Source organism: Lysobacter enzymogenes, from assembly GCF_900106525.1.
Taxonomy (GTDB): domain Bacteria; phylum Pseudomonadota; class Gammaproteobacteria; order Xanthomonadales; family Xanthomonadaceae; genus Lysobacter; species Lysobacter enzymogenes.
The window spans coordinates 16,757-34,075 of record NZ_FNOG01000016.1 but is presented as its reverse complement, the minus strand read 5'-3'; the positions used below and the strand labels follow the sequence as shown (position 1 = coordinate 34,075).

At 71.2% G+C, this 17,319-nt stretch carries 13 protein-coding genes; 10 read left to right on the top strand and 3 right to left on the bottom strand.

The window, feature by feature from the left end; translation table 11 throughout:
• Window positions 1–110 precede the first annotated feature (110 nt).
• The 8 genes from BLU84_RS25055 (at window position 111) to BLU84_RS25020 (ending at window position 8,057) form a co-directional block, all read left to right on the top strand.
• Window positions 111–503, top strand: a complete 393-nt coding sequence (locus tag BLU84_RS25055; protein ID WP_074873681.1) for a VOC family protein — start codon at window positions 111–113, stop codon at window positions 501–503.
• Window positions 500–1,096, top strand: a complete 597-nt coding sequence (rdgB, locus tag BLU84_RS25050) for an RdgB/HAM1 family non-canonical purine NTP pyrophosphatase (protein ID WP_074873680.1) — start codon at window positions 500–502, stop codon at window positions 1,094–1,096. The genes BLU84_RS25055 and rdgB overlap by 4 nt, the downstream gene beginning before the upstream one ends.
• Window positions 1,093–1,683: a hypothetical protein gene (locus BLU84_RS25045; protein ID WP_074873677.1), complete on the top strand. Its 591-nt coding sequence runs from the start codon at window positions 1,093–1,095 to the stop codon at window positions 1,681–1,683. Before rdgB ends, BLU84_RS25045 begins: the two co-directional genes overlap by 4 nt.
• A 183-nt stretch (window positions 1,684–1,866) precedes the next feature.
• Window positions 1,867–3,060, top strand: a complete 1,194-nt coding sequence (gene hemW, locus BLU84_RS25040; protein WP_074873674.1) for a radical SAM family heme chaperone HemW — start codon at window positions 1,867–1,869, stop codon at window positions 3,058–3,060.
• Between the two features lie 193 nt (window positions 3,061–3,253).
• Window positions 3,254–5,548 (top strand): DUF1631 family protein, encoded by a 2,295-nt coding sequence (locus BLU84_RS25035; RefSeq protein WP_074873715.1) that lies wholly within the window; start codon window positions 3,254–3,256, stop codon window positions 5,546–5,548.
• A gap of 26 nt (window positions 5,549–5,574) precedes the next feature.
• Window positions 5,575–5,922 (top strand): PilZ domain-containing protein, encoded by a 348-nt coding sequence (locus tag BLU84_RS25030; protein ID WP_074873673.1) that lies wholly within the window; start codon window positions 5,575–5,577, stop codon window positions 5,920–5,922.
• 328 nt (window positions 5,923–6,250) lie between these two features.
• Window positions 6,251–7,579: a Xaa-Pro dipeptidase gene (pepQ, locus tag BLU84_RS25025; protein ID WP_074873672.1), complete on the top strand. Its 1,329-nt coding sequence runs from the start codon at window positions 6,251–6,253 to the stop codon at window positions 7,577–7,579.
• Window positions 7,580–7,616: 37 nt separating this feature from the next.
• Window positions 7,617–8,057 (top strand): YybH family protein, encoded by a 441-nt coding sequence (locus tag BLU84_RS25020; RefSeq protein ID WP_074873670.1) that lies wholly within the window; start codon window positions 7,617–7,619, stop codon window positions 8,055–8,057.
• Window positions 8,058–8,300: 243 nt separating this feature from the next.
• Here the strand turns inward: BLU84_RS25020 and BLU84_RS25015 are convergent, their stop codons facing one another.
• Window positions 8,301–8,897: a short chain dehydrogenase gene (locus BLU84_RS25015; RefSeq protein WP_074873668.1), complete on the bottom strand. Its 597-nt coding sequence runs from the start codon at window positions 8,895–8,897 to the stop codon at window positions 8,301–8,303.
• A gap of 101 nt (window positions 8,898–8,998) precedes the next feature.
• Here BLU84_RS25015 and BLU84_RS25010 point away from each other — a divergent pair, with 101 nt between their 5' ends.
• Window positions 8,999–9,895: a LysR family transcriptional regulator gene (locus BLU84_RS25010; protein WP_074873666.1), complete on the top strand. Its 897-nt coding sequence runs from the start codon at window positions 8,999–9,001 to the stop codon at window positions 9,893–9,895.
• A 618-nt stretch (window positions 9,896–10,513) separates the two neighbouring features.
• Here the strand turns inward: BLU84_RS25010 and BLU84_RS25005 are convergent.
• Together BLU84_RS25005 and BLU84_RS25000 are read right to left on the bottom strand one after the other, a co-directional pair.
• On the bottom strand, window positions 10,514–11,848 hold the full coding sequence (locus BLU84_RS25005) for an aminopeptidase P N-terminal domain-containing protein (RefSeq protein ID WP_074873665.1): 1,335 nt from the start codon (window positions 11,846–11,848) through the stop codon (window positions 10,514–10,516).
• A 1-nt stretch (window position 11,849) separates the two neighbouring features.
• Window positions 11,850–12,398, bottom strand: coding sequence for a UPF0149 family protein (locus BLU84_RS25000; RefSeq protein ID WP_074873663.1), 549 nt, complete (start codon window positions 12,396–12,398; stop codon window positions 11,850–11,852).
• Window positions 12,399–12,617: 219 nt separating this feature from the next.
• On the opposite strand from BLU84_RS25000, the gene BLU84_RS24995 reads away from it, so the two are divergent.
• Entirely contained in the window at window positions 12,618–17,273 is a 4,656-nt protein-coding gene (locus BLU84_RS24995) for an EAL domain-containing protein (RefSeq protein ID WP_139175250.1), read from the top strand.
• Window positions 17,274–17,319 lie beyond the last annotated feature (46 nt).

Sequence of the window (17,319 nt, the reverse complement as noted above, 5' to 3'; positions counted from 1 at the left end):
GAAACGTTCGGCCGGGCGCCGGCCGGCGCGTTCGCGCGCATCGCCGCGCAAGCGCGGCGCGCTCGCGTCCGGACACCCCGCAGACCTCTCATCCTCCGCAAGGCATCGGCATGAACCGCAGCATCGGCAGCATCACCCTGGTCGTGGACGACTACGACCGCGCCATCGATTTCTATACCCGCGCGCTGGGCTTCGTCCTGCTCGAGGACATCGACCTGGGCGAAGGCAAGCGCTGGGTGCGGGTGGCGCCGGCGTCCGGCGCGCACACCGCGCTGCTGCTGGCGCAGGCCGCGGGCGAGGCACAGAGCGCGCGCGTCGGCGACCAGACCGGCGGCCGGGTCGGCTTCTTCCTGCACACCGACGACTTCGCCCGCGACCACGCCGCGATGTTGGCCCAGGGCGTGCGCTTTCTGGAATCTCCGCGCGTCGAGACCTACGGCACGGTCGCCGTTTTCGAAGATCTGTACGGTAATCGCTGGGACTTGCTGGAACCGAAAGCATGAAACTGGTGCTGGCCAGCAGCAACGCCGGGAAACTGGTGGAACTGCGGGAGCTGCTCGGCGACACCGGCATCGAACCGGTGGCGCAATCCGACCTGGGGGTCGAGGACATCGAAGAAACCGGCAGCACGTTCGTCGAGAACGCGCTGCTGAAGGCCCGGCATGCCTGTGCGGTGACCGGGCTGCCGGCGCTGGCCGACGATTCGGGCATCTGCGTGGACGCGCTCGGCGGCGCCCCCGGGCTGTACTCGGCCCGCTACGCCGGCCGCCACGGCGACAACGAAGCCAACATCGACAAGTTGCTGGCTGCGCTCAAGGATGTGCCCGATGAGCGCCGCGGCGCGCACTTCTATGCGGTGATCGTGGCCTTGCGCCATGCCGGCGATCCGCGTCCGATCATCGCCGAAGGCCTCTGGAACGGGCGCATCCTGCACCAGCGTCAGGGCAGCCGCGGCTTCGGCTACCAGCCGGTGTTCCTGGATACCGAGCACGGCATTTCCGCCGGCGAGATCGACGACGCGCTCAAGAACCGGGTCAGCCACCGCGCCCGCGCCCTGGCCGCGCTGCGCGCGCGCCTGCCGGAGCTGGGCGGGTGAACCGCCTGCTGCGCGCCGCCGCCGCGCCGCGCCGGGCGTTCCGCACCGGCGGCCACACCGTGGCCACGGTGGCGGTGCTGTACCTGTTGGCCCTGCCGATCGCGGTGTGGATCCGCCAGGACGGCCTGCAGACCGGCGCCACCGACTTCGGCAGCGAGCTGGAACTGGCGCTGTGGCTGCTGGCGGCGCTGGTCGCCGCGGTCGCCGCGGCGGCGGTGCAGCGGGTCAGCCTGGACGGCGTCGCCGCCGGCGGCGCGATCCGCTACGCCAACATCACCAGCGGCCACCGCACCCGCACCTTCGACCCGGCCGAGGTGCAGAGCATGTCCCTGCACCGGGCCAAGGACGGGCGCCTGCGCCTGACCTCGACCCTGGAACTGCGCCTGGCCCCGGCCGCGCACCGGCGCTGGACCACGGCGACCCTGTTCGACGGCGACATGTCCGGCGACGGCCGCGCCGAGCCGCTGGCCTCGATCATCCGCCAGGTCGTGGAGGCCAAGCCCGAGGTGGTGCTGGATACGAATCTGCGCGCGCTCCTGGCGGCGCGGCGATTCGGCGCCACGTTCGGGGGCGGGGCGAAGGAGTAAGCGGGCGGCCCCGAGAGGTCGGGGATATCGCGAGAACCGCGGGCACGCCGCCTCCAGGCGCGTCCTCCAGCCCCCGAGTCTCTTCCTGTCCCTGCGCCCCTGCCGTGCCCTGGCGCGCGCGGCCCAGTAAACTGCCCGCCTTCCCCGCCTCGAGTTCCGGGCCCTGCGCCCGGCCCTAGCCCATTGAGCGTCGCCCTCGTTCCCCCGCCGCTGTCGCTGTACGTGCACCTGCCCTGGTGCGTGCGCAAATGCCCGTACTGCGACTTCAACTCGCACGAGGCCCGCGGCGCGCCGCCGTTCGCGGCCTATGTCGATGCGCTGATCGCCGACCTGGAGTACGACCTGCCGCTGGTCTGGGGCCGCACCGTGCACAGCGTGTTCTTCGGCGGCGGCACCCCGAGCCTGTTCCCGCCGGAGGCGATCGAGCGCTTCCTGCAGGCGGCCAGCGCGCGCCTGCGCTTCGCCCCGGGCTGCGAGATCACCCTGGAGACCAACCCGGGCACCGCCGAGCACGGCCGCTTCGAGCTGTACAAGGCGGCCGGGGTCAACCGGCTGAGCTTCGGCATCCAGAGCTTCGACGACGGCTGCCTGCAGCGGCTCGGGCGGATCCACGGCAGCGCCGAGGCCGAGGCGGCGGTGAAGCTGGCCCAGGACGCCGGCTTCGACAACCTCAACCTCGACCTGATGTACGCCCTGCCCGGCCAGACCCTGGCCATGGCCGAATACGACCTGGAGCGGGCGTTAGCGCTGGAGCCGGCGCATATCTCGCACTACCAGCTGACCCTGGAACCCAACACCGTGTTCGCCGCACGGCCGCCGCAGGGCATCCCGGACGAGGACAACGCCTGGGACATCCAGGAACGCTGCCAGGCGCTGCTGGCGCAACGCGGCTACCGCCAGTACGAGGTCAGCGCCTACGCGCGGCCGGGGCGGCAGTGCCAGCACAACCTCAATTACTGGCGCTACGGCGACTACCTGGGCATCGGCGCCGGCGCGCACGCCAAGATCAGCCTCGGCGCCGAGCAGGCGATCCTGCGCCGCTGGAAGCTCAAGCACCCCACCGCCTACCTGGCCCAGGCCGGCCGCGCCGAGGCGATCGGCGGCGACGACCGGATCGCGCCGTCGCGGCGGCCGTTCGAATACATGCTCAATACCTTGCGGCTGGTCGAGGGCTTCTCGCTGGATTCGTTCGAGGCCTCCACCGGCCTGTCGCGCGCGCAGATCGCGCCGCAGCTGGACGCCGCGCAGGCCGCCGGCTGGCTGCAGCGCGACGGCGACCGGGTCCGCCCGACCGAGCTGGGCCAGCGCTTCACCAACGACGTGGTGGCCTTGTTCCTGGGCGCCGACGAGCCGGCCGACCCGCACGCCGGAAACTGAATCCGCCGGCACCGGCGGCATCACGGCTCAGACACATCCCGGCACCGAGACTGAGTTTGGCCGGCGCTTCGGGGACAAAGCGTTTGTGCCAATGGTCGCCTCCTGTCGGCCGTTCGCTGCGCCCGGTACCGTCGGGCTGGGCGGGCGCCGGGGAGGCGTGGTTATATTTCGCGGTCGTCCGTTCCGAATGCACATGCCCGCCACGTTCGATCCCTTGAACGCTTCGCCGCGCGCCACTTTGGCCACGGCCGTATTGCCACGCCGCGTGCGCCGCCTGCTGGAGCAGTTGTATGCCCTGGTGAGCGACGAGATCGCGCCGCAGATGGAACGGATGCTGGCCGAGTTCGAGCAGCAGCTGTTCCGCCAGGCCGACCAGGCCCGCAACCCCGGGTTGCAGTCGGGCTATCTGGAGACGCTGCGGCTGGTGCGGTTGCGGCGCTCGGATTTGATTCCTCGGTATTTGTCGGGGTTGGAGGCTTCGTTGTCGGGGGTCAGGGAGGCGGCGGTAGGGATGTCGCGCTCGGCTACGACTGCGGCGCCTGAGTTTCGGGAGCTTCGGTTGGTCGACGACAGCGAAGTCGACGAAAACACCGTGCTGCGCAGCCTGTCCAGCCGCCACGAATCGCGCGCCGGGCTCGGCCTGATGCTGCTGGGCCAGCGCTTCGGCGTGCTCGCCGGGATGCCGGCGTTCGATTGCGAGCGCCTGCCGGTCGGCCCGCAGCGGCTGATCCGCGGCTTCGCCCAGGCCTGCCAGCCGCTGCAGATTTCGCCCGAATCGCGCCTGGACCTGTACCGGGTGTTCGACCAGCAGGTGATGCTCGGCTATGCCGCGCTGGTGGAATCGATGAACCAGTTGCTGGTGCGCGAGAACGTGCTGCCCAGCCTGTCGTTCGTGCCGCTGCGCACGCGCCCGCAGGCGCAGGACAAGCCGGCGCCGGCGGCCGAAACGGCCGCGCGCGGCGCCGACCCCGCGCAACCCGCGGCCGACGCCGATACGCGCCCGGCCGGTCCGCGCCCGTACACCGCCTGGACCACCGCCCCGGCCGCCGCCGACGGCGCGCCCGACTTCGCCACCTTGCAGCGCTGGCTGGCCGATCGCCGCGACCTGGTCGACAAGCTGCGCCCGCGCACCGCGCAACCCGATGCGCCGCAGCCGCCGGCGCCGCTGTCCACCGCCGAACTGGTCGCCGGGCTCGAACGCCTGGACGAGGCCGCGGCGCGCGGCGCCCAGCCGCTGCGCAAGATCGCCGACCTGCGCCAGGCCGTGCTCGCCCAACGCCGCGCCGCCGGCGCCGACGCCGCGCTGTCGCGCGAGGACGGCGACACGTTCGAGCTGCTGGGCCTGCTGTTCGACGAGATCGAACAGCGCCTGCGCGGCGACGCGCTGATCTCCAGCCTACTCAACCGCCTGCAGCCGCCGCTGCTGCACGCCGCGCTGCGCGACCGCTCGCTGCTGGCCGCCGACGGCCACCCGGCGCTGCAACTGCTCAACACCGTGGCCGAAGCCGGCGCGCGCTGGACTCCGAACGAGGAAGCCGACCCGCAACTGCACGAGCCGCTGCGGCAGGCGGTGGAGCACGTGGTCGAACAGCGCGGCTCGGCGCAGTCCTTCGATTCGGCCAACCAGCGCCTGCAGGAGCACCTGCACGCGCAGGCGCGCAAGGCCGAAGTGGCCGAGCGGCGCTTCGTCGAGGCCGCGCGTGGCAAGGAAAAACTGGAGCTGGCCAAGCGCCGCGCCCAGCAGGCGCTGGAACAAACCGTCGCCGGCCAGCGCTTGCCGCGCTTCGTCCAGACCCTGCTCAACCAGGCCTGGACCGACGTGCTGACCCTGACCCAGCTGCGCCACGGCGAGGATTCGCCGGCGTGGCAGCGGCAGTTGCAGATCACCGGCCAGATCGTCGCCGCCAACCAGGGCGCCGGCAGCGAAGCGCTGCGCGGGCTGGACGGCGACATCGAACACGCGCTGACCCTGGTCGGCTACCACGGCGACGACGCGCGCGCGATCGCCCGCCAGCTCACCGCCGGCCCGGTCGCGAACGAGGACGCCGCCTCGCGCACCGAGCTGGCGATGAAGCTGCGCCAGCGCAGCCGCCTGGGCGAAGACAACGCCACCGCGGCGGCGCCGCGCGCGCCGCTGCCGCCGCGCGACGAGCGCGAGCAGGCCTGCTTCGAACGCCTGCGCGCGCTGCCGTTCGGCACCTGGTTCGAATTCGTGCAGAACCAGCAGGGCGACGCGGTGCGGCGCCGGCTGTCGTGGTTCAGCCCGGTCACCGACAACGCCTTGTTCGTCAATCAGCGCGGCCAGCGCGCGGCCGAGCACTCGCTCGACACGCTGGCGCGGATGATGGCGCGCGGCCAGGCGCGGGTGGTCGAGCAGGAACGCAGCCGTCTGGTCGACCGCGCCTGGCATGCCGCGCTGGACGCGCTGCGCGGTTTCGGCGGGCGCGGCCGCGACGAGGCCGCGTCGGCGCAAGGCGAACCCACGTGAGCGGGGCGGCCGTCAGTGGAGCGGGCATGAGCGAAGAATTCCGCCGCGCGCGCCGGCGCCGCATCGTCGACACGGTGCAGGTGGTCGACACCATGACCGAACAGGTGATCGGCCACCTCGGCAATCTGTCGGAGACCGGCATGATGATGATCGCCAGTGCGGCGCTGACCGACGACGCGCTGTACCAGTTGCGCTTCGACCTGCGCGACGCGCCGCGGCAGGCGCCGATCGAAGTCGGCGCGCACCTGCTGTGGCAGGACAGCGCGAGCATGCCGGGGCAGAACTGGGCCGGGTTCCGCTTCATCGCGATGCCTGAGGACGGGATGGTGCATTTGCGGCAGTGGCTGGATTCGCCGGGTGGGAGTTACGAATAAGGGGGCGTCGCGGCCCTCATCCGCCCCTTCGGGGCACCCCCGATCAAAAGCGCTTCGAGGGCAGGCTCTTCTCCCGCGAGCGGGAGAAGGAACAGCCATTGGCACCTCGCTTTTGAGCCCCTCTCCCGCTTGCGGGGTGAGGGGCTGCGCTTGCGAGCCATCGGCTCGCGCAGCACCGAACGCCCGAACGCTCTGCGTTCGGGCCGGGGCGCGGGTTGGGGTGAGGGCCGCGCCTCCCCCAAACCACACCCAATCCCGCAAGCCCCACCCCGCACAGATGCGGCAAAATGGCGATTCCGGCCTCCCCGCCAGCACCCAGCCCGCCGCCATGACCGCTTCCGCCGCCCCCGCCGATCTTTACGCGCAGCATTTCGCCGAACAGCAGCGCCGCGCCGCGCAAGCGCTGGAACGCGGCGGCTTCGACCATCTGGTGGTCCCCAGCGGCACCCTGCATTACCAGGTCTTCGACGACCGCGACTATCCCTACGCGGTCAACCCGCAGTTCAAGGCCTGGGTGCCGCTGGTGCGCAACCCCGGCAGCTGGCTGGTCTTCACCCCCGGCGCTACGCCCAAGCTGATCTACCTGCAGCCCTTCGATTACTGGCACGTGGTGCCGCAGGCGCCCAGCGGCGCCTGGGTCGAGCACTTCGAAGTGATCGTGATCCGCGAGCCGGCCGACGCGCTGCCGCATCTGCCCAAGGATCCGGCGCGCTGCGCCATCCTCGGCGAGCCGCAGAGCGCGCTCGGCGATTACGCGCCGAACAATCCGCAGGCGGTGATCGACTACCTGGAATACCACCGCGCGTTCAAGACGCCCTACGAAGTGGCGATGATGCGCGAAGCCACCCGCAAGGGCGTGCGCGCGCACCGCGCCGCCGAGGCCGCGTTCCGCGCCGGCGCCAGCGAGTTCGACATCCACCTGGCCTACTGCGCCGCCGCGCGCCAGGACGCCAACGAACTGCCCTACGGCAACATCGTCGCGCTGAACCAAAACGGCGCAGTGCTGCACTACATGGAACTCGGCCGCGAAGCGCCGGAGCAACTGCGCAGCTTCCTGATCGACGCCGGCGCCAGCCACGCCGGCTACGCCTGCGACATCACCCGCACCTACGCAGGCGATACCGACGGCGAGTTCCAGGCGCTGATCGACGCGGTCGACGCGGCCCAGCAGCGCATGTGCGCGCAGGTCCGCGCCGGCTTCGACTACAAGCAACTGCACCTGGACGCGCATCTGGCCCTGGCCGGCATCCTCAAGGACTTCGGCGTGCTCAAGATCTCGCCGGAAGCGGCGGTGGCCAACGGCGTCAGCAACGTGTTCTTCCCGCACGGCATCGGCCACGGCATCGGCCTGCAGGTGCACGAAGTCGCCGGCTTCGCCGCCAGCGACCGCGGCGGGCGCATCGACAAGCCCGCCGGGCATCCGTATCTGCGCCTGACCCGGGTGCTGGAGCCGGGCATGGCGGTGACGATCGAGCCGGGGCTGTACTTCGTCGATCTGCTGCTCGACGGCCTGCAGCGCGGCGAGCACCGCGACAGCGTGGATTGGGCGCGCATCGATGGGTTCCGCCCGTTCGGCGGCATCCGCATCGAGGACGATGTGGTCTGCACCGACGACGCGCCGATCAACCTGACCCGCGAAGGATTCGCCGCGGCCTGAGCGCCGCGTCCCGCCCCACTGCCACCGGAGCGCCGCGATGAGCGATACCCACGATCCCTTCCTCGCCGCGCTCGACGCATATGCCGCAGCGGTCGCAGCCAAGGACGCCGACGCCTTCGCCGCGCTCTACGCCGACGACGTGCACGTGTTCGACCTGTGGGGCCGCTGGGAACTGCGCGGCCTGCCGGCGTGGCGGGCGATGGCGCAGGACTGGTTCTCCTCGCTCGGTGCGGAGACGGTGGCGGTGACTTACGCCCAGGCGCAGTCGCGCGCCGACGGCGCGCTGGCTTACGGCCACGCCGTGCTCACCTTTGCGGCGCACACCGCCGACGGCGCCCGCCTGCGCTCGCTCGACAACCGCATCAGCCTGGTGCTGGAGCGTCGCGGCGAGGGCTGGAAGATCGTGCACGAGCACACTTCCGCGCCGGTCGATCACGCCAGCGGCAAGGCGGTGCTCAAGCGCGACGGGGCCGAGTAGCGGCTTCGGTGCTTGCAGGCAGGCCTTCAGCGCCCGCTCTTGTGGGAGGGCCTTCAGGCCCGAGGCTTTTGTTTCAGATAGCCGCGACCTGAGCGAAGAGCTTCGGGCCTGAAGGCCCTCCCACAAGAGCGCAACGCCTCGGGCTCGCAGGCCGGTTATAGCGACACCTGCGCGCGCACCCCGCAGGATTGGCGCTGCGTGCCCGGGCAGGCCGCGCAGCGCCTGCCCGAGCCGCCGCGAGACTCACCAGACTTCGATGGTGCGCCCGCTCTGCACGCCCTCGACGCTGCGCTGGTAGGCCAGCGCCGCGCGCGCGGCCGGCACCGGCTCGAAGCCGGGGAAGAACGCGCCGTAGGCGTCCATCGATTCGCTCAGCACGTTCGGGCTGACCGCGTTGATGCGCAGCCCGCGCGGCAGTTCGCAGGCGGCGCCGGCGACGAAACCTTCCAGCGCGCGGTTGACCGCGCTGGCGTTGACGCCGCCGCGGATCGGCTCGGCCGAGACGATGCCGGTGGTCAGGGTGATCGAGCCGCCATCGTTGAGAGAGTGCTGGCCCAGCAGCGCCAGCCGCACTTGGCCGAGCAGCTTGTCGTTGAGGCCGATGGCGAACTCGGCCGGCTTCATCTGCGTCAGCGGGCCGAAGTGCAGCGCGCCGGCGGCGGAAACGATGGCGTCGAGCTTGCCGGTCTTGCGCAACAGCGCCTCGACGCTGGCGTCGTCGGTGATGTCAACCGGGTACTGCGCGCTGCTGCGGCCCGCAGCGAGGATCTCGTGGTGGGACAGGGTCTGGGCGATGGCGCGGCCGAGAGTGCCGGTGGCGCCGACAAGCAGGATCTTCATGACGATTCCTAGGGGGAAGGAGAACAGGCGCCCAGTCTGCGCGCCCGGCCGGGCACGGTGAATGCGCTAGCATTTCGCGCACCCCTAACCCTGAGTTAGCCATGGACCTGCTGCGCGCGATGGCGGTGTTCGTTTCGGTCGCCGACACCGGCAGCTTCGCCGCCGCCGCGCAGGCGCAGCGGCTGTCGGCGGTGATGGTCGGCAAGCACATCCGCCAGCTCGAAGAGCGCCTGGGCGCGCGGCTGCTGCAGCGCGACACCCGCAAGCAGCGCCTGACCGAGGTCGGCGCGGCGTTCCTGGTCGAGGCGCGGCAGGTGCTGGAACAGGTGCGCCGCGCCGAGACCGTCAGCGAGCGGCTCGGCGATGGCGCGCGTCCGCGCGGTCATCTGCGCGTCAGCGCGCCGCTGACCCTGGGCACGGTCTCGATCGCGCCGCTGGTCACCGCTTATCTGCGCGCCTATCCCGAGGTCAGCGTGGACCTGGCGCTGGAGGACCGCATGACCGACCTGATCGCCGAGGGCATCGATGCGGCGATCCGGATCGGCCCGCTGGCCGATTCCGACCGCCTGGTCGCGCGGCCGCTGCGGCCGTACCGGATGATGGTCTGCGCGGCGCCGTCGTACCTGCGCGAGCGCGGCACGCCGGCGAGCCCGGCCGAGCTGGCCGGGCACAGCTGCCTCAACCACCTGCTGTGGCATCCCAACGCCGGCTGGCGCTTCGCCAGCCTCGGCGGCGAGGCCTTGCAGCTCAGCGGCCGGTTCGCCTCCAACCACGGCGAAGCGCTGCGGCGCGCGGCGCTGGACGGCTGCGGGATCGTGCTGCAGCCCGAGGTGCTGCTGGCCGAAGACATCGCCGCCGGCCGCCTGGTGCCGCTGTTCGAAAACGACCTGCCGCCGCCGCGGCCGGTGCACCTGCTGTACCCGCGCGACCGCCAGCCGGTGCCGAAGCTGAGCCGGTTCGTGGAGTTGGTGATGCAGACGCTGGGGCCGCGGGAATGACGGAAGTCGACCTGTAGGAGCGGCGCGAGCCGCGACTGCGATAACGCGACTGCGCCAACGCGACTGCGCCGAAACCTTCGCCGCGAGCGAGGTGTCGCGGTCGCGGCTCGCGCCGCTCCTACAGTCGCTGCGTTGTCGATTCGCTCTAGGCGCTGCTTTCACGCCGACATGACGATAGGTGGGTTGCGCGTCGTTTCTTTCGAGTTCGCGGCGCCCCCTCACCCCGTCATCCCCGCGAACACGGGGATCCAGAGACTTCAGAGTCATGTCGCGATAAAGCCCTGGATGCCCGCCTTCGCGGGCATGACGTTAGGTGGGTGCGCGCGGCGTTTCTTTCGACCTCGCGACGCCTCTCTCACCCCGTCATCCCCGCGAACGCGGGGATCCAGAGACTTCAGAGTCATGCCGCGATAAAGCCCTGGATGCCCGCCTTCGCGGGCATGACGATAGGAGGGTTTCGCGGGGTCTCTTTCGAGTTCGTGGCGCCTCTTCCAGACCGTCATCCCCGCGAAGGCGGGGATCCAGAGACTTCAGAGCCATGCACCGGTGAAGCCCTGGATGCCCGCCTTCGCGGGCATGACGATGGTTGAGTTGCGCGGCAACCGGCCGTCCGCGGACCTAAGCCGCCCGCCGCTGCGCCATCAACGCTTCGATCTCGTCGGCGCTGCGCGCCAGCCGCGCGGTCAGGACCTCGTGGCCTTCCTTGGTGATCGCCACGTCGTCCTCAGTGCGGATGCCGATGCCGCGCCACTTGGGTTCCACCGTGCTGTCGTCGGGCGAAACGTACAGGCCCGGTTCGATGGTGAACACCATGCCCGGTTCGAGCAGGCGCGATTCGCCGTCGATGCGGTATTCGCCGACGTCGTGCACGTCCATGCCCAGCCAGTGCCCGGTCTTGTGCCGGTAGAAGCGCTTGTAGTGGCCGTCGGCGAGGTTGCGCTCCAGCGTGCCCTTGAGCAGGCCCAGCCGCAGCAGGCCTTCGGTCAGCGTCTGCACCGCGGCGTTATGGCCGGCTTCGTAGGTCGCGCCCGGCCGCGCCTGCGCTAGCGCCGCGGCCTGGGCCGCGCCGACCAGGTCGTGCAGCGCGCGCTGTTCGGGCGTGAAGCGGCCGTTGACCGGGAAGGTGCGGGTGATGTCGGCGGCGTAGCCGCGGTACTCGGCGCCGGCGTCGATCAGGATCAGTTCGCCGTCGCGCGACTGCGCGCGGTTGGCGCGGTAGTGCAGCACGCAGGCGTTGGCGCCGGTGCCGACGATGCTGCCGTAGGCCGGCTCGGCATCGAAGCGGCGGAACACGCATTCGATCTCCGCCTGCAGTTCGAATTCGTGCATGCCCGGCCGCGCCGCGCGCATCGCCGCTTCGTGGGCGAGCACGCTGATGTCGGCGGCGCGCTGCATGAAGCGCAGTTCGTCGCGGTCCTTGAACAGGCGCAGTTCGTCGAGCAGGTGGCCCAGTTCCAGGAACTCGTGCGGCGGCTGCGCGCCCTGGCGCACCATCGCCCGCACCCGGTTGAGCCAGCCGATCAGCTGCAGGTCGAACTCGACGTCGCGGCCGAAGTGGTAGTACACCCGCGAACGGCCTTCCAGCAGGCCGGGCAGGATGTCGTCGAGGTCGGTGATCGGGTACGCATCGTCCAGGCCGAACGCCTCGACCGCGTCTTCCGGGCCGTAGCGCGGGCCGTCCCAGGCTTCGCGCTCGCGGTCGCGCTCGCGGCAGAACAGCAGCACCTCGCCGTGGGCGCGGCCGGGCACCAGCACCAGCACCGATTCGGGCTCGGGGAAACCGCTGAGATAGCTCAGGTCGGAATCCTGGCGGAACGGGTAGTGGGTGTCGCGGCTGCGCACCAGCTCGTGCGCCGAGGGCACGATCACGATCGCATCGGGCCCGGCCATTTCCATCAACTGCCGGCGCCGGCGCGCGTAGGCCTTGTCCGGCATGGTCAGCGCGGCCTGCATTTCAGTTCAACCGCTGCCGGCGGCGCGCGGCCAGGACCACATCGCCGTGCAGGCCGAGCGCGGCGATGCGCACGAACTCTTCCAGTTCGGTCAACGCCTCTTCGTCTTCCTCGTCGCCCTCTTCCTGCGGCGCGGTGGCGGCGAACTTGGCCAGGTCGCCGAGCGCTTCGCGGCTTTCCTCCGACAGGTTGGGCGCGGCGCCCGCGGCCAGGCCGAAGCCGCCGAGGAAACCGCGGCACCAGTCGAACAGCGCGCCGCTGCGCTCGCTCAGCGAGGCCTCGGCGCCGGGCAGCAGCAGTTCGAAGCCGAATTCGTCGTCGCCCATCTGCGCCGCGCTGGCCTGGCGCAGGCGATCGAGCGCGCCGTCGGCGGCCGGGGTCGCGGTGGAAGCGTCGGCGAGCACCTTGGCCGGCCATTCGCGCACGTCGGCGCCGCCGCCGGCGAGCCAGCCGCACAGCGCGCCGTGCAATTCGGAGGCGGAGGTGCTCAGGGTCAGGGCCTGGCTTTCGGCCTCGACCTCGGACAACAGGGGAAGTTGGTTTGCGGGCACGGGCACGCCAATGAAGGGGGATTGCCGGCAGTTTAGCGCGCGCGGCCGGCGCCGCGCCGATCCTCACGCGGCCTACACGGACGATGCGCGCGGCCGCGCCGAGCGCACGGTTTTGCAGGCCATTACACGCGCGCCGCAAGGCCGGGCCGCGCGAGAGCTTGTTGCCGCCATCAGCGCCTGCCTACACTGCGGCTCTTGCGTGCCTGCGCCACGGTGTCCGTGCGTCCTTTCTCCCCCGCCACCCTGCTGACCGCTGTTGTGATCGCCGCCGTGCTGTGGGTGGCGACGTGGCCGCAGCCCGTGGCCGCGGCGACCCGCGATTTCTATTTTTCGCGCCTGGGCAGCGAGCTGGGCCTGAGCCAGAACTCGGTGACCGCGTTCGCCCAGGACGCGCACGGCTTCGTCTGGGTCGGCACCCAGGGCGGCCTGCACCGCTACGACGGCCAGCGCTACGTCGCCTACCGCCACGATCCGCGCGACCCGGCCAGCCTGCCCGACAGCCATGTCACCGCGCTGGCCCTGGACGGCCAGCGCGCGCTGTGGATCGGCACCCATTCGGAATATCTGGCGCGGCTGGACCTGGCCAGCGGCAGCATCCACCGCTACGGCGCGCCGGAAGCGCAGGCCGGGCGCCAGGTGGTCGCGCTGCTGCCGTGGCGCGAGCAGGTGCTGATCGGCACCCTCGCCGGCCTGGAGCGGCTGGACCCGCAGACCGGCGCGCGCGAGCTGCTGCTGGCGCTGCCCGGCGAGGCCGCCCGCGCCGCGCCCTGGCAGGGCCTGGTCCAGGGCGGCGACGGCAGCGCCTGGTTCGCCAGCTCGGCTGGCCTGCACCGAATCAAACCCGATGGCCGGGTCGAGCGCATCGGCGCGCCGATCGCGCTGCGCAGCCTCGCCCTCGACCACCGCGGCGTGCTCTGGGCCGGCGGCGCCGACGGCCTGTACCGGCTCGACGGCCGCACCGGCGTGCTGGTCAAGATCGAAGACGAAGACCTGGCCGGGCTGCGCGACGCGCGCGCCCTGGTCGAGGCGCACGACCACCGGCTGTGGATCGCCGGCTTCGGCAGCGGCCTGTACCGCTATGACCCGGAGACCGGCCACAGCCAGCGCATCCACGCCGAGCCCGGGGTCGAGGCGAGCCTGCCGGAAGACACCATCGACACGCTGATGGTCGACCAGGGCGGACTGCTGTGGGCCGGCGGCCTGTTCCGCGGCGTGGCCGTGGCCGATCCGCGCGGCACCCGCTTCAGCTACGTGCTGGACCTGGAAGACTCGCGCCCCGACCGCGCCGCCGCCGACGCCAGCATCCGCGCCCTGGCCCAGGACGACAGCGGCGCGATCTGGATCGGCACCGACAACGCCCACCTGCGCCGCTACGACCTGTCCGGCGACCGCTTCCAGGACATGACCGCGCTGCTGCCGGCGGCTTCGCGCCGGATCACCGCGATCGCGCGCGAACCCGAACACGCGGCGGACCCGGCCGGCGCGGCCGCGAACGGCGCTGCCACGACCAGCGCCGCTGCAAAAAGCGCCGCCACCGCGCGCAGGGCCACGCCGCCCGGGCGCCTGTGGCTGGCCACCGCCAGCGGCCTGCTGCGGCTGGACCCGGGCACCGGCCGGATCGAGGCGGTCGACCTGCGCGGCTACAAGGACGCGGCCCTGCGCTCGCTGCGCTTCGCCCGCGACGGCAGCCTGTGGCTCGGCGGCGACGAGATCGGCGCGCTGCACTACCTGCCCGACACCGGCGTGCTGGTGCGCTATGCCTACCGCGAAGGCGATCCCAAGGGGCTCAGCCACCCGCGCGTCAACGCCATCTTGGAAGACCGCGCCGGCCGGATCTGGTTCGGCACCGGCGACGGCCTGGACCTGCTCGATCCCAAGACCGGTTACCTGCGCCATTACCGCCACGTCACCGACCAGGCCGACAGCCTGCCGGGCAACACGGTGCGCGCGCTGCACCAGTCCGCCGACGGCTCGATCTGGGTCGGCACCCAGGCCGGGCTGAGCCGGGTGGTGGAATTCGGCGACGGCCGCATCCGCTTCGAACACCCGCTGGCCGAGGTGCTGGGCGACCATCCGGTGCCGGTGGTGTTCACCCTCGCCGAACGCCCCGACGGCCGTCTGTGGCTGGGCACCGACAACGGCATCCTGCGCTTCGACCCGGGCGCCTCGCTGGTGCGCCGCTACGGCCTGGCCGACGGCCTGCAGGATCTGGAATTCAACGCCGGTGCGGTCGCCGCGCTGGCCGACGGGCGCCTGGCCTTCGGCGGCGTGCGCGGGCTCAACCTGTTCGACCCGGCGCGCATCGCCGATTCGCGCTACACCCCGCCGGTGCGCCTGCTCGGCGCCTGGATCGGTTCGGACACCAGCGCCGGCTCCAGCGCGCTGTGGCAGTCGTCCAAGCTGGAGATCCCCGACGGCGCCGGCATCCTGCGCCTGCGCATCGGCGCGCTCGACTTCGGCCCCAACAGCGGCATCCGCTATCGCTACCGCATGGACGGGTTCGACCGCGACTGGATCGACAACGGCCCGCGCCAGGACATCACCTACACCCGCCTGCCGCCGGGGCGCTATCTGTTCCGCGCCCAATCGACCAACCGCGACGGGGTGTGGAACACCCAGGAACTGACCATCCCGGTCAGCGTCGACCCACCGCTGTGGCGGCACCCGCTGGCGATCGCCGCCGCGGCCCTGGCCGCGCTCGGCGTGCTGCTGAGCTTCGGCTGGCGCTGGCACCGCGCGCGCCAGCGCGAACGCGGCTACTTCACCCAGATCCGCGAACGCGGCTACTTCACCCAGATCCGCGAACGCGAAGAACGCCTGAAACTGGCGCTGTGGGCCTCCGGCGAACAGTTCTGGGACTACGACCTGACCCGGCGCGAACTGCACCGCATGCGCGTGGACGACCACAACGCGCAATCGCCGGAAATCGGCGTGCAGGCCGACATCGCCGACGATCACGAGATCCATCCCGACGACCTGCCGCGGGTGGCCGAGCTGCTGCGCAAGCACCTCAAGGGCGACGCCGCGCTGTTCCTGTCCGAGCACCGCATGCGCACGCCCAAGGGCGAATGGGGCTGGGTGCGGGCGCGCGGCCGGGTGGTCGAGCGCGACGGCGAAGGCCATCCGGTGCGCGTGGCCGGCACCGGCCGCGACGTCACCGCGGTGCGCAGCGCCGAGCGCGAACGCCGCATCGCCAGCGAGGTGTTGCGCTCGATGGCCGAGGCGGTGGCGGTGTTCGACCGCGACTTCGTGTTCGTCTCGATCAATCCCGCGTTCTCGCGCATGACCGGCTATCCCGAGAACGAAGTCATCGGCCAGACCACCGGCCTGCTCGACAGCCGCCAGCACGATCCGGAGTTCTATTCGGACATGCGCGACGAGCTGCAGCGCAGCGGCCGCTGGTCGGGCGAGATCTGGCAGCAGCGCAAGGACGGCAACGAGTTCCTGTGCTGGCTGCAGGCCTCCATCGTGCTCGACAGCAGCGGCCAGCGCGGCCATTACGTGGCGGTGCTGACCGACATCACCGACCAAAAGCGCGCCGAGCAGGAACTGCGTTACCTCGCCAACTACGACACCCTGACCAGCCTGCCCAACCGCACCCTGCTGTCGGAGCGGCTGTCGCGGGCGATCGTGCGCGCGCGCCGCCACGGCCACCGCATCGCCCTGCTGTTCCTCGATCTGGACCGGTTCAAGGACATCAACGACTCGCTCGGCCACGCCGCCGGCGACCGCATCCTGCGCGCCGCCGCGGTGCGGTTGCAGGAAACCGTCGGCGCCGAACACACCGTCGCGCGCCTGGGCGGCGACGAGTTCACCGTGGTGCTGGAGAACCTGGACACGCCCGAGCAGGCCGAAGACGTGGCCCGGCGCATCATCAAGGCGTTCGAATCGCCGCTGGACTTCGACGAGCGCCACGACGTGGCGATTTCGCCATCGATCGGCATCAGCGTCTATCCCGACCATGCGCAGGTGCCGACCGACCTGCTCAAGCACGCCGACACCGCGATGTACCAGGCCAAGGCCGCCGGCCGGCGCACCTTCATGCGCTACACCGAGGCGATGGACATCGAGATCCGCCAGCGCGCGACCATCTCCGCAGCGCTGCGCAAGGTGCTCGACCGCAACGAGCTGCGCCTGGTGTTCCAGCCGCGGCTGTCGCTGCCGGAGGCGCGCATCACCGGCGTGGAAGCGCTGCTGCGCTGGCAGAGCGCGGAGTACGGCAACATCCCGCCGACCCAGTTCATCCCGCTGGCCGAGGAAAGCGGGCTGATCCTGGAGATCGGCGAGTGGGCGATGCGCGAAGCCTGCAACCGCCTGCGCCAGTGGCGCCAGCACGGGCTCGACCAGTTGTCGGTGTCGGTCAACGTCTCGGCGATCCAGCTGCTGCGCGGCGACTTGCCGAAAATGGTCGCCCGCGCGCTCAGCGAAAGCGGCATCCCGCCGTGGCGGCTGGAGCTGGAACTGACCGAAAGCGTGGTGATGTCCAACGCCGCGCACACCTCCAACACCATGCAGGCGCTGCGCGAACTCGGCGTGGCGCTGGCGGTGGACGACTTCGGCACCGGCTACTCGTCGCTGGCGTATCTCAAGCGCCTGCCGATCAACACGCTGAAGATCGACAAGGAATTCATCAGCGACCTGACCCGCGACCCGGACGACGAAGCCATCACCACCACCGTCATCACCATGGCCCATTCGCTGGGCCTGAACGTGGTCGCCGAAGGCGTGGAGCTGGAAGAGCAGATGGAATTCCTGCGCGCGCACGGCTGCGACGAAATCCAGGGCTACTGGCTGGCCAAGCCGCTGGAAGCCGACGCCTGCCTGGCCTTCATCAAGCAGTGGCAGCCGCCGCAGAGCGTGCGCGCGGCGTTCTGAGCGCCGCACCCGGCCTCGGCGAGGCCGGTTTTTGTGGGAAAGCTTT

What these genes read in the sequence shown, in the direction of transcription:
- BLU84_RS25055 (WP_074873681.1), top strand. Translation starts at nt 111, where the DNA reads ATGAACCGCAGCATCGGCAGCATCACCCTGGTCGTGGACGACTACGAC.
- rdgB (WP_074873680.1), top strand. Translation starts at nt 500, where the DNA reads ATGAAACTGGTGCTGGCCAGCAGCAACGCCGGGAAACTGGTGGAACTG.
- BLU84_RS25035 (WP_074873715.1), top strand. Translation starts at nt 3,254, where the DNA reads ATGCCCGCCACGTTCGATCCCTTGAACGCTTCGCCGCGCGCCACTTTG.
- BLU84_RS25030 (WP_074873673.1), top strand. Translation starts at nt 5,575, where the DNA reads ATGAGCGAAGAATTCCGCCGCGCGCGCCGGCGCCGCATCGTCGACACG.
- pepQ (WP_074873672.1), top strand. Translation starts at nt 6,251, where the DNA reads ATGACCGCTTCCGCCGCCCCCGCCGATCTTTACGCGCAGCATTTCGCC.
- BLU84_RS25020 (WP_074873670.1), top strand. Translation starts at nt 7,617, where the DNA reads ATGAGCGATACCCACGATCCCTTCCTCGCCGCGCTCGACGCATATGCC.
- BLU84_RS25015 (WP_074873668.1), bottom strand. Translation starts at nt 8,897, where the DNA reads ATGAAGATCCTGCTTGTCGGCGCCACCGGCACTCTCGGCCGCGCCATC.
- BLU84_RS25010 (WP_074873666.1), top strand. Translation starts at nt 8,999, where the DNA reads ATGGACCTGCTGCGCGCGATGGCGGTGTTCGTTTCGGTCGCCGACACC.
- BLU84_RS25005 (WP_074873665.1), bottom strand. Translation starts at nt 11,848, where the DNA reads ATGCAGGCCGCGCTGACCATGCCGGACAAGGCCTACGCGCGCCGGCGC.